8 protein-coding genes are annotated in these 11,931 nt (G+C 71.6%); 4 read left to right on the plus strand and 4 right to left on the minus strand.

All coding sequences use genetic code 11. The features are described 5' to 3' along the window. Positions 1-2: 2 nt before the first annotated feature. The 4 genes from Q5425_RS12065 (at position 3) to Q5425_RS12080 (ending at position 5,963) form a co-directional block, all read left to right on the plus strand. A complete protein-coding gene (locus Q5425_RS12065; protein ID WP_308672262.1) occupies positions 3-1,637 on the plus strand; it encodes a KGGVGR-motif variant AAA ATPase in 1,635 nt (544 codons plus the stop codon). Then, positions 1,634-2,278: a hypothetical protein gene (locus Q5425_RS12070; RefSeq protein WP_308672263.1), complete on the plus strand. Its 645-nt coding sequence runs from the start codon at positions 1,634-1,636 to the stop codon at positions 2,276-2,278. The genes Q5425_RS12065 and Q5425_RS12070 overlap by 4 nt, the downstream gene beginning before the upstream one ends. Beyond that, a complete protein-coding gene (locus Q5425_RS12075; protein WP_308672264.1) occupies positions 2,278-5,346 on the plus strand; it encodes a helicase HerA domain-containing protein in 3,069 nt (1,022 codons plus the stop codon). The genes Q5425_RS12070 and Q5425_RS12075 overlap by 1 nt, the downstream gene beginning before the upstream one ends. A gap of 68 nt (positions 5,347-5,414) precedes the next feature. After that, the gene (locus Q5425_RS12080; protein ID WP_308672265.1) at positions 5,415-5,963 is read left to right on the plus strand and encodes a dihydrofolate reductase family protein; all 549 of its coding nucleotides are present in this window, start codon (positions 5,415-5,417) and stop codon (positions 5,961-5,963) included. 400 nt (positions 5,964-6,363) lie between these two features. Here the strand turns inward: Q5425_RS12080 and Q5425_RS12085 are convergent, their stop codons facing one another. From Q5425_RS12085 to Q5425_RS12100, 4 genes are all read right to left on the minus strand, one after another. Beyond that, the gene (locus tag Q5425_RS12085) at positions 6,364-7,068 is read right to left on the minus strand and encodes an Asp23/Gls24 family envelope stress response protein (RefSeq protein ID WP_308672266.1); all 705 of its coding nucleotides are present in this window, start codon (positions 7,066-7,068) and stop codon (positions 6,364-6,366) included. A 231-nt stretch (positions 7,069-7,299) separates the two neighbouring features. Then, entirely contained in the window at positions 7,300-8,529 is a 1,230-nt protein-coding gene (locus Q5425_RS12090; RefSeq protein WP_308672267.1) for an SGNH/GDSL hydrolase family protein, read from the minus strand. Then, positions 8,526-10,826 carry a glycoside hydrolase family 3 N-terminal domain-containing protein gene (locus Q5425_RS12095; protein WP_308672268.1) on the minus strand — a complete coding sequence of 767 codons (2,301 nt, stop codon included), beginning with the start codon at positions 10,824-10,826 and terminating at the stop codon, positions 8,526-8,528. The genes Q5425_RS12090 and Q5425_RS12095 overlap by 4 nt, the downstream gene beginning before the upstream one ends. A gap of 48 nt (positions 10,827-10,874) precedes the next feature. Then, positions 10,875-11,885 carry a LacI family DNA-binding transcriptional regulator gene (locus Q5425_RS12100; protein ID WP_308672269.1) on the minus strand — a complete coding sequence of 337 codons (1,011 nt, stop codon included), beginning with the start codon at positions 11,883-11,885 and terminating at the stop codon, positions 10,875-10,877. Between the last annotated feature and the right edge of the window lie 46 nt (positions 11,886-11,931).

Here is an 11,931-nt window from a genome sequence, read left to right on the forward strand (position 1 = left end):
CGATGCCGGGGTCGGTGTTCACCTTCTACTCCTACAAGGGCGGCGTCGGCCGCAGCTTCACGCTGGCCAACATCGCCGTGCTGCTCGCCCGGTGGGGACACCGGGTGCTCTGCCTGGACTGGGACCTCGAGGCACCCGGCCTCGGCGACTACTTCCGGCCGCAGCTGCCCGCGGCGCCGAGCGGGGGTGTGGTCGACATGGTCGACGACTTCCGGCGCGGCCGGTTCGCGCCGGAGACGTACGTCCAGCGGCTGACGGACGCCGGAGTGCTCGACTTCGTCGCGGCCGGCCGCGACGAGCCCGGCTACATCACGCAGGTCCAGGGGATCGACTGGGACGGCTTGTACGACGACGGGTTCGGCGAATACCTCGAGAAGTGCCGCGAACAGTGGGTCGCGCGCTACGACTTCGTCCTCATCGACAGCCGCACCGGGATCTCCGACATCGGCGGGATCTGCACGGCGCACCTGCCCGACCACCTCGTCCTGCTGTTCACCGCGAACCGGCAGAGCATCCTCGGCGCGGTGGAGGCGGCCCGGCGCGCCGACGCGGCACGCAACCTCCTGCCGTTCGACCGCTCGCGGCTGACCGTCCTGCCGGTGCTGTCGCGGTTCGACAACCGGGAGGAGTACGACCGGTCGGAGACCTGGCGCCGCATCGTCGTCGACGAGACGGCCGAGCTGTACCGGACCTGGCTCGACCAGACGGTCGAGCCGGCGACGATGGCCCGTCACCTGACCCTGCCGTACGTGTCCTACTGGAGTTTCGGCGAGCAGCTGCCGGTGCTGTCGGAACAGACGCCGAGCGCCGACCAGATCGGCTTCGCGCTCGAGACGGTCGCGGCCGTGATCGCCTGCCGCCTCGACCGGACCGATCTGCTGGCCGAGAACCGTGACGCCTACGTCGCCGGGGTGCGCGCGAGCCGACGCGAGTTCAAGCACGACTTGCGGGTCAGCAGCCCTCGCACGACCGTCGGCACAGCGAACGAGCTGGTCGAAGAGCTCGGGAAGCGGGACATCCGCGCGGTGAGGTCGTTCTCGGGCGACCGTTCGCTGCTGGCACGAGCAGAGGACGACGCCCGGCACCTGTGCCTGATCGTCGACGGCAAGGTGAGCCGCTGGCAGTCGGCGGAGGTCGAGCTGTTCCTGCACCGCACCCTCGGCCAGGACCGCCGGGTGATCCCGATCCTGACCGCGGGCACCGACGCCTCGTCGCTGCCGGGTTACGTCGGCAATCTCCGCTATCTGCGCCTGAGCGGCTCGCGCGGCCCCGCCGAGGTGGCCCGCGACCTGGTCGGCCAGCTGAAGGGCTTCACCCCGCTGGTCGACGCCGACGACGACCTCGACCTCCCCGCACTGCTCGGCCAAGCCCGCGGATCCCGGCTGCGCCCGTCCCGGTGGGACCTCGTCGACGAGCTGGTCACGGCCCTCCAGGCAGCCGTCGGCGCGGGCGACAGCGGACGGACCCGCGATCTCGCGACGGACCTCGCAGTGACGGTGAAGCCCCGCTCCCCGAACGGCGACGACCACCACGCGGCACCGCCGAGGGTCCGCCGGTCGATCGACTGGCTCCTGCTGACCCTCGAAACCCGCGCCCGCACCACGACGAAGCCGAACGACCGGAAGGATCTCGGATGACCGACCGCTTGGGACACAAGCAGACCGCGGCGATGTTCACGCTGATGGTGCTGGGCCGGGAGGTGCCCAACCCGGAACTGAAGGAGCTGGTCGGGTTCACGCTCACCGGCAAGGAACGCACGCAGCTGAAGGACGCCGGGTACATCACCAGCGAGAAGGTGGGCCGAGCGTTCGCCCACCAGCTGACCGACGGCGGATGGGCCTGGTGCGAGGGCGAAATCGCGGCGAAGACGCCTCCGCCGCCTCGGCCGCAGAGCATCCTGTGCTCCTCGCTCTACGTCGTGCTCGGCGGGTTCGACGAGTTTCTCCGCCGGAAGAAGCTGCGGTTGGCTGATGTCTTCAATCCGACGACCGGCGCCGTGGTCGAAGCCGAACCGGAGGGCGACCTCGAAACCCGCATCCGCGTCGCCTACCGCGAGCTGGTGAAGGAACCCCGCGGCTGGGTCGGGCTGGTGGACCTGCGCCCCAAGCTCGGCGCGCCCGCGGCGGAGGTCGATGCCGTGCTCAAGAGGCTGAGCAGTGCGGGCCAGGTCCACCTCGTCCCGGAGGACAACCGGAAGGCGCTCACGCCCGCCGACCACGAGGCGGCGATCCGCATCGGCGGTGAGGACAACCACCTGCTCTCGATCGAGGCCCTGTGATGGACGAGCTCAAGGCACTGGCGACCCTGAGCTTCGACTGGGCCGACACGCCGAATCACGTCTGGCGGGACTCGCCCTACCACGTCGACGGCTTGCACGCCGACGCGCTCGCCGCAATCGACACGGGCATCCGGGACGCCGTGACCAGCGACGGACCCAGCCCGATCGGGCTCGTGCTGCGCGGGCTGAAGGGCGTCGGCAAGACCCACCTGCTGGGCCTCGTCCGGCGGCAGGTCCACCGCGCGCGGGGGTACTTCTTCCTCGATGACGTCACCGCAGCGGAGGCGTTCTGGGAGAACACGGCCGAGGCACTGCGCCGGGGGCTGACCCGGCCGGACGATTCGGGCGAGTCGCAGCTCAAGCGGTTCTTGCTGCGCGTGTGCCTGCGAGCTCAAGTCGATGCCGGCGTCGAGGCGAGGATCCGGCGCGGACGGGGCCTCACACTGGACGATGTCGAAGCGTTCATCGAGGGTGTGGAGTCCCTCGACGAGACGGTCGCGGACGAATGCGGGGACACCGCGCGAGCTCTCGTGCTCATCGCCAGCAAGGACCGCGGTGCCAAGTACATCGGCGAAGACTTCCTCGACGGGGACGAGCAGCTCACGCCGGAAGCCCGGGAGTGGAACATCTACTCCCGGCCGAAGCCCGCCCGTGTTCTCGTGCAGGAGATCACCCGGTTGCTGGCGCTCACGGGGCCGGTCGTGATCGCCGTGGACCAGCTCGACACCCTTGTCGCCCGGTCTGCCCAGCGCACACAGGATATCGGGGACAGCGCCGAGGAAAACTTGCTCGTGGCCCAGATCGCCGATGGGCTCATGGGGCTGCGCGAAGTCACGCACAAGACCCTCACCGTGCTGACCTGCCTGCCCAGCACCTGGGACCAGATCAAGAACAAGGCGGCCGGGACCGTGCCCGACCGGTTCCGCGAATCGGTCACCCTCGGCCGGATCCTCGACGCGGAGGTCGGCCGCGCTCTGGTGGCGAAGCGGCTGGGAGTGGCCTATGAGGCCATGGAGTTCACCCCGCCGCACCCGACCTGGCCCGTCGCGTCCGTGGCGTTCGCGGATCCCTGGGAGCAGTGGACTCCGCGGCAGTTGCTGAAGCGCATCGGCGCGCACATCGAACTGTGCCTGCGCGCCGGTCAGGTCCAGGAGCTCACCTCCTTCGACGAAAAGGCCGCGGTGCCGGTCGCCCCGGTGCGCACCGCGGTCGAGCAAGACCGGTTCGCCGAGCTCGACGCCGAGTTCGAGAAGCTGCAGGCCGAGGCGGACCCGGGCTCGCTGCTCGCCGAGAAGACCGTGGACAAGGCCATGCCGGACCTCCTCTCCGCGGCGCTGCGCTGCTGGGTCACCGAAGTCGGGGACGACGAACTGGAGTGGTCGTGCGAGCGCCAGAACGGGCGCAGCGAAGTGCACGCCTGGCTGTCCCGGACCCTCGACGAGGCCGCGGACCTGCAGGAGCACTGGGCGTTCCGGGCCATCGCGGCCCGTGATCCGCGTGCCGCGCTGAGCCGGTTCCGCAAGGCGCGGTCCGCGGCGGGCCAGTTGCACGGGGCGGACAACCGGCACCTCGTCATCCTCCGGGACACCTGGGGGCGCGGGGCCAAGACCCGGGAGGAAGTGGAAAAGTTCACCGCCGCGGGCGGCAGGACGATCCCGCCGAGCGTGGCCGACGTGAAGACCTTCTGGGCGTTGCAGAAGATGCTCGGCAACGGCGGCCGCGAGCTGCACGAGTGGCTGATCGACCGCCGGCCCGCGAGCCGGTCCGAACTGTTGTCCGCCGTCCTTCCCGACAAACCCTCGGGGCAGCCCGCCAATGGGACCCATCCGCCGCCCGGCGACGGGGAAATCACGCTCGGGACCGTTGTCGGGTCGGGGGAGCCCGTGCGGGTCGAGCTCTCCGCTCTGCGCAAGCACGCCGCCGTTTTTGCCGGGTCCGGGTCGGGGAAGACCGTGCTGCTGCGGCGGATCGTCGAAGAGTGTGCCCTGCTGGGGGTCTCCGCGATCGTCCTGGATCCGAACAACGACCTCGCGCGGCTCGGGGATGCCTGGCCCGAGCCACCCGAGGGCTGGGGGCCCGACGACGCCCAGCTGGCCAAGCGGTACCTCGCCGAAACCGACGTTGTCGTCTGGACACCCGGGCGGGCGACCGGGCGGCCGCTGGCCTTCCAGCCCTTGCCCGACTTCGCCGGCGTCCGGGACGACTCCGACGAGTTCGCCGCGGCCGTCGAGGTGGCCGTGGCGACGCTGGCGCCGCAGGCGCGGCTGACCGGCAGCACCGCGAAGGCGAACATCGGGCTCGCGGTGCTCCGGCAGGCGGTGATCCACCACGCGCGCACGGGGTCGCGGAGCCTGCCGGGCCTGATCGAGCTGCTTACCGAGCTGCCGGAAGACGTCAGCAACCTCAACGACGCCCAGCGCATCGCGGCCGGCTTGGCCGAAATCCTGAAGGCGGCGATGGTCAACGATCCGCTCTTCGCCGGCGGTGGCGAACCGGTGGACCCCGGCGCGTTGCTGACCCCGGCGCCCGGCAAGCGGGCGCGGGTGTCGGTGATCAGCTTCGTCGGCCTGCAGGCGGAGGGGCAGCGGCAGAACTTCGTCAACCAGCTGCAGATGGAGCTGTTTGCGTGGATCAAACGCCACCCGGCGGGCGATCGGCCGCTGGGTGCGCTGTTCGTGATGGACGAGGCTCAGACGCTGGCGTCCTCGGGGAGCCTGACGGCGAGCACGCGCAGCACGATCGTCCTCGCTTCCCAGGCCCGCAAGTACGGCCTCGGGCTGCTGTTCGCCACGCAGGCCCCGAAGGGACTGCACAACCAGGTGGTCGGCAACGCGATGACGCAGTTCTTCGGCCGCCTCAACAGCCCGGCCCAGATCGCGGCGGCCAACGAACTGGCCCGCGCGAAAGGGAGCCCGGTCGCGGACATCTCACGGCTGGAAAGAGCGCAGTTCTACGTGGCAGGGGAGGCTTTCGGGTTCCGGCAGGTGGCCACGCCGCTGTGCCTGTCCCACCACCCGGCCAGCCCGCTTCGGCTGGAAGAGGTGATCGCGCGGGCGAAGGAAAACTGAGCGCTGTCGATCCGGGCGGGGTTCGTTCGACGCGGTGGTGAAGCGAACCCGGCCCGAGGAGTACCCCGATGATCCGCCTCTACATGACGATGTCCCTCGACGGCTTCGTGGCCGGGCCCGACGACCGCCCCGGTCAGGAACTGGGCCGCGGTGGGGGCCGGCTCTTCGACTGGCTGGACCACCGCCACGGGGACGGCCCCAGCGGGCAGGTCTTCCGCGAGGCGCTGGCGACCGGCGCGGTGATCGCGGGCCGCCGCACGTTCGAGCTGGCGGGACGGTGGGGCGGCGACCACCACGACGGCGTGCCGATCCACGTGCTCACCCACCACGTCGATCCCGCCGACACCCCGCCCGGGAGCGCGCGGTTCTTCACCGAAGTCGCGGCGGCCGCGCAAGAAGCCCGCGCCGCAGCCGGCGATCGCGCGGTCATGGTGCACGGCGCCGGGGCCGCGCAGGCGCTGCTGGCCGCCGGTTTGCTGGACGAGCTCGAAGTCCACGTCGTCCCGGTCCTCCTCGGCGAAGGGCGGCGCCTGTTCGGTGGTGTGAAGGCGGAACTCGAGCTCGTCCGGCGGCTGGAGGACCACGACGTGCTTCACCTGCGCTACCGGGTGCGGTGAGCGGAGGTCGCACGGCAGGCCGAGCAGGATGCGGCGGGCCGCTTCCGCGCACAGCGCGCCGCCGGGGGTGCCGCCGGAAGCCGCCGGCTCCGCGCCGGCTCGGCGAACAGCGACCGCTCGACGCGCCGGTGCGGACCAGCCGGAACTCCTCGGGAGGCAACACGTGAGGAAGTCCCGGAACCGCCACCGCGGGCCGGAGTCCGGTGTGGACAGCCGGGTGTAGGCCAGCGGCGGGCCGCCGGGACTGCGGCGGGCGATGAAGTGCCAGGCACGGGCGTCGAGCGCCGGGTGGCGGTCTTCGCCGGGCCGGGGTGGTCCAGGGAGGTCGAGAGGCGCCTTTTCTCCGGGCGGGAACAGAACGATGCCCGGCCCCGGAAACCGGGACCGGGCATCGAAAGGGTCAGTCCGCTTCGGGGAAGTGGATGTCGGTGACGTGGACGTCGACGACCTCGACGTCGAGGCCCAGGTACTGCTCGACGGCCTCGATCACCGCGGTGCGGATCTGCTCGCCCAGCGCCTTGACCGGGTGGCCGAAGCCGATCACCACGGGGATGGTGATCCAGGCGACCTCGTCGGCGAGCTCGACCGTGATGCCGTCCTCGGCGACGCTGTGCACGCCCTCGGTCTGCGCGGCGATCCGCACGACGATCTTCCCGACCACCCCGTCGGCGATCGTGGTGCTGCCGCGGCTGCCCGCTGCGGGGCGGGCCGCGGGCGTAGCGGTTTCGACGACCGGCGCGGTCTCCGTGACCGGTGCCGCTTCGGCGACGACCGGCGCGGTCTCCGCGATGGGCTCGGCAACCGGCGAGTCCGCGTCTTCGACGGCGTTCGGGTCCGTGTCATCTTCGGAAACTTCGGAGACTTCGGCGTCGTCGGTGTCCTCGGTGACCGCCTCCTCGTCGGTCCCGGTGACGTCCTCGTCGCTCGTCTCGGGGGCTTCGGCGGTTTCCGCGGCGCTCTCCGCCTCGGGTGCGGATTCCGCCTCGGCGGTTTCGGGAGCCGGGGCCTCGGGGACCGCGGGCTCGACCGCGCCGTAGGCGTATCCGCCGGCGTCGGGGTTTTCGTTCCTGGGGCGGCCGAAGATGCTGTTCATGACGTCGGACATGGTTTCCCTTTCCGGGAGCGACGACTACCTGTGGGGAGAGCAGACGGCGACATGTTAGGGGACGGCCCGTGACGTGCGTCACGGGCCCCCGCCTTCGAGACTCGCTTGTGTCCCAACAGATATCCGGCGCTCACCGGGCTGATCACCGTCCGTCAGATCGGGTTCGGCGATCAGTGACTACCGGCGGAAATCACGTCCGGGAATTGTCATCTTTTCGGCTCGTGGCCATTTCTAACCGCCGTTCCGGAAAAGCCCGGCCGGAACGCTCGAACCGAGCGCCTGGTATCCCGCCGGGTTGAGGTGCAGGTGGTCGCCCACGTCGTACGCCGGCAGCAGCCGGGACGGCGCCGCCGGGTCCCGGGCCACCTTGTCGAAGTCCAGCAGCGCGTCGAAGTGGCCCGGCTGGCGGATCCAAGCGTTGACCCGCTGGCGCGCGTCCTCGCGCTCCGGGGCGTCGTAGCCGGTGTTGCCGCCGAACGGCGTGATCGTCGCGCCGTACACGCGGATGTCCTGGGCGTGCGCGCGGACCAGGATCTGGTCGTACGCGTCGATCAGCTGCGCCGCCACGTTCGCCGCGTCGGCCGGGGCGGCCGTGCCGATGTCGTTCACACCCTCGAACACGATGGCCCACGAAACCCCGCTCGTGGACAGCAGATCGCGGTCCAGGCGGGCCAGCACGTTGGGGCCGAGGCCGTCCTGCAGCACGCGGTTGCCGCCCGCCGCCTGGTTCACCACGGACACGCCGTGCAAGCGTGCAGCCAGCACGTTCGGCCAGCGGTCGTTCCCGTTCGTCGTCGAGCCGCGGCCGTCGGAGATGGAGTCGCCGATCACCGCCACCGCGTTCGCCGGCGAAAGCACCTCGACGCCGCTGAGGAAGTACCAGTGGTCCACCGGGGTCGCGCCTGGCAGTTCGGCGTCGGAAACGTGGTTGCCCGCCAGCAGGTACGACGTCGTGCGCGAACCCGGGTGCGAGGTGATCGACGTGGAAGCCTGACCATGGGCCAGGTACGCCGTCACCGCGATGTTCTCCATGGCCCGCACCGGGAACGGCAGCGGGTCCGACACCACCTGCGCGCCCTGCGGGACCGTCGTCGACGGCTTGCCGTGGAACGTCACCGGCACGACACTGCCCGGCACCACGGAGGAGACCCCGGCCGCGCCGGAAACCGGACGGGCGACCGACACCGCGGTCAGCGGCAGCGGCGCACCGCCGAAGGCGTTGGAAAACCGCAGCCGGATCCGCGGGCCGCCCACCGTCACCTGCGCCGTCTCGCGCAGGGACGCGTTGTCGAGCACCCGGTCGGCGCCGGTGAAGGGCGCCGGCGGCAGGTTGCCCGGTTCCGTCAGCTGGGGCATCGACGTCCACGTCGCCACCCAGTGCGAAGGCGCCGGGCGGGCGGACGCCCCCACGAAGAGAACGGTCAGCACGGCCAGGACGAAGAGCACCAGAGGACGTTTCACGACGAAAACTCCGGGGTCAGGACCCGGTCGAAGCCGACGAGGCGGCGCGGCCCGGTCAGGGTGCAGTGCAGTGTCGCGAAGATCTGCTCGCTCGACGTCCCCACCCGCAGCTCGACGTCGCCGGGATCGACCTGGCGGTGGCCCGCGCGGCCGGTGTAGGAGGTCAGGTCCGCGTGCAGGCCGATCTCCAGGACGCGGGTTTCGCCGGGGGCCAGTGTCACCCGGCGGGCCCCGATGAGCTGGCGCTCCGGCCGCGCCACCTCGGCCACCGGGTCGTGCAGGTAGACCTGGACGACTTCGGACGCCTCACGCCGGTGGTCGTTGCGCAGGGTCACCCGGACGCGGCACACGCCGTCGGTCGGCCAGAGCGAGCCCGTCGCGCTGACGTCCAGCCAGGTCGCCGGGGCGTAGGAGAGCCCGTGCCCGAAGGGGAACAGGGGCGAAGGATCCACTGTGGACACCTCGCTGCGCCGGCCGAGCGGCGCGGCCAGATACGTCGAGGGCTGGCTTGCCCCGGCCGCCGGGAAGCTCACCGGCAGCCGGCCGGCCGGGTTGATCCGGCCGCTGAGGACGTCCGCCAGCGCACCGGCCCCTTCTTCGCCGGGGTAGAACCCGCAGACCACCGCGGCCAGCCGGGGCAGCTGCCGGGACAGCTCGTACGGCCGCCCCGAGAGCAGGACGAGCACCACCGGCTTGCCCGTGTCCAGCAGGGCGTCGAGCAGTTCCTCCTGACGGCCCGGCAGGCGCAGGTCGGCCGCGTCGCAGCCTTCGCCGGACGTCCCGCCGCCGAACAGCCCGGCCCGGTCGCCCAGCACGGCCACGCACACCGACGACTCCGCGCACGCGGCCACCGCTTGCGCGATCCCTTCGTCGTCCCCGCCCGTGACCGGGCAGCCCAGCGCGTAGAAGACGTCGTCGTAGGAGGCACGCAGCGCCTCGAGCAGGGTCGGCACCGAGACGCCGAACGGGACGTCGGGGTGGTGGACGCCGACGTGCAGCGGGAACGAGTAGCAGCCGAGCATCGCGCCGGGCGTGTCCGCGCGCGGCCCCACCACGGCCACCCGGGCGGCGGGGGCGAGGGGCAGCGTGCCGTCGTTGTGCAGCAGCACGATCGAGCGCTCGGCCACCTCGCGGGCCAGCGCCCGCGATTCGGCGTCGTCGAGGTCGATCTCCTCGGGGACCTCCGGGGCCCAGCCGGCGTCGAGCAGGCCCAGCTCGCACTTCTGCCGCAGCACGCGCTCGAGAGCGCGGTCGACGACGGCGGCGTCGACCGCACCCTCTTCCACCGCGGCGAGCAGCGGCTCGCCGTAGCAGTCCATGGTCGGCAGTTCGACGTCGATGCCGGCGGTGATCGCCTGCCGGGCCGCGTCGGCCCGGTCGGCCGCGACGCCGTGCAGGCGGTGCAGGAACGCCACCGAGAAGTAGTCGGCGACCACCGTGCCGTCGAAACCGTAGGTGTCGCGCAGCAGGTCCGTCAGCAGGGCCGGGTCGGCGGCCCCCGGAACGCCGTCGACGTCGGTGTAGGTGTTCATCACCGACCGGGCGCCGGCGCGCAGCGCGTGCTCGAACGGCGGGAGCAGGACGTCGGCGATTTCGCGCGGTCCCGCCGAAACCGGCGCCAGGTTCCGCCCGGCGCGCGAGGCGGAGTAGCCGACGAAGTGCTTGAGCGTGGCGACCACACCGGCCGACTCCAGGCCGGCGACGTACGCGCTGCCGATCGTCCCGACGAGGTGGGGGTCTTCGCCGATGGTTTCCTCGACCCGGCCCCACCGCAGGTCGCGCGCCACGTCGAGAACCGGCGCGAGGCCCTGGTGCACGCCGAGCTCGCGCATGGTCCGCCCGATCCGCTCGGCCATCCGGCGCACCAGGTCCGGGTCGAAGGTCGCGCCCCACGACAGCGGTGCCGGGTAGATCGTCGCCTGCCACGCGGCCAGGCCGGTCAGGCACTCTTCGTGCACCACCGCGGGAATGCCGAAGCGGCTGCTGGCGACGATCTGCCGCTGGGTGCGCGCGAGGCTGTGCGCCCCGACGACCGGGTCGACGGGCCGGGTGCCGAAGGCGCGGGTCAGCTGCCCGATGCCGTGGCGGACCAGGTCGTCGAGGTCGACCGCCGCGTCGACGAAGTCGTGCTGGTGCGGCGCCATCTCGCCGCCGGAGTCGATCCCGACCCAGACCCCGTAGAGCTGGGCGATCTTCTCGCGCAGGGTCATCCGGGCCATCAGGGCCCGGACGCGTTCGCCCGGGTCGGCCGCGGGGTCGCGCCACGGCTCTCCGGCCGTGGTGGGCTGCGTGGTCAAGGCTTTCCGCCCTTCGTCTGGGGGGAGGAGTGCTGAGGAGGGGACGGCTCAGGGGATGGCGCGGGTCGAGTGCCGCACCACCAGGCCGGTGTCGAGCGTGACGTGGGTCCGCCCGACTTCGTCGCCGTTGATGAGCGCGATGAGCATCCGGATCGCCCGGTGCCCCATTTCGCGGATCGGCTGGTCCACAGTGGTCAGTGGCGGGCGGCAGAGCGCGGATTCGGGCACGTTGTCGAAGCCCACCACGGAAAGGTCGTCCGGTACGGACAGGCCGAGCTCGCGGGCCGCGCCGACGGTCGCGATGGCCGAGATGTCGTTCGCGGCGAACACCGCGGTCGGCCGGTCCGGGCCCGTCAGCAGGGCGCGGGCCGAGGCCGCGGAGATCTCCGGGTCGTAGGCACCGATCCGGATCAGCTCTTCGTCGGGTTCGATGCCCGCGGCCGTCAACGCCCGCAGGTACCCGGTTTTGCGCAGCTCGGCCGACTGCAGGTCGGGCCGGCCGGAGAGGAACGCGATCCGCCGGTGCCCCAGCTCCAGCAGGTGCTCGGTGGCCAGCTGCGCACCGCGCAGGTTGTCGGAATCGATCGTCGGCAGGTGCGACGGCCCGGTGTGCGGGTCGACCGCGACGACCGGCGTGCCGGGCACCGCCTCCAGCGAGACGGCCGGCGTGACCAGCACGGCGCCGTCGACGAGGGTGCCGCTCAGCCGGGAGAGGTAGCGCTTCTCCCAGCCCACCGGGTCGCCGGTGCGCCCGCCGGCGGAGTAGACGACGAGTTCGAAACCGCTGCCGCGGATGGCGTCCGCGGCTCCCTTGAGCAGCTCGGTCGAGAACGGTTCGAGGTCGGCGACCAGGATGCCGATGACGTTCGTCCGGTGGTTTCTCAGGCTCTGCGCCACCAGGCTCGCTTCGTAACCGAGCTCTTCGATCACGGCGCGGACTCGCGCGAGCGTTGTGGCGGAGACGCCGTAGCGCTCGTTGATCACCTTCGAAACCGTGGCCACCGAGACGCCGGCCCGGGCGGCGACGTCACGGATGGTCACCCTGGAACTGGGCTGCATCGGCTCAGACTAGCCATAGAAAACGTTATCGACAACGATTGACACG

Origin of the sequence: Amycolatopsis sp. A133, assembly GCF_031082405.1 — a bacterium.
Lineage (GTDB): Bacteria > Actinomycetota > Actinomycetes > Mycobacteriales > Pseudonocardiaceae > Amycolatopsis.

Bases quoted from the DNA above. Each gene is read 5' to 3' on its own strand.
- Q5425_RS12065 (WP_308672262.1), top strand. From the start codon at position 3: ATGCCGGGGTCGGTGTTCACCTTCTACTCCTACAAGGGCGGCGTCGGC.
- Q5425_RS12085 (WP_308672266.1), bottom strand. From the start codon at position 7,068: ATGTCCGACGTCATGAACAGCATCTTCGGCCGCCCCAGGAACGAAAAC.
- Q5425_RS12075 (WP_308672264.1), top strand. From the start codon at position 2,278: ATGGACGAGCTCAAGGCACTGGCGACCCTGAGCTTCGACTGGGCCGAC.
- Q5425_RS12070 (WP_308672263.1), top strand. From the start codon at position 1,634: ATGACCGACCGCTTGGGACACAAGCAGACCGCGGCGATGTTCACGCTG.
- Q5425_RS12080 (WP_308672265.1), top strand. From the start codon at position 5,415: ATGATCCGCCTCTACATGACGATGTCCCTCGACGGCTTCGTGGCCGGG.
- Q5425_RS12100 (WP_308672269.1), bottom strand. From the start codon at position 11,885: ATGCAGCCCAGTTCCAGGGTGACCATCCGTGACGTCGCCGCCCGGGCC.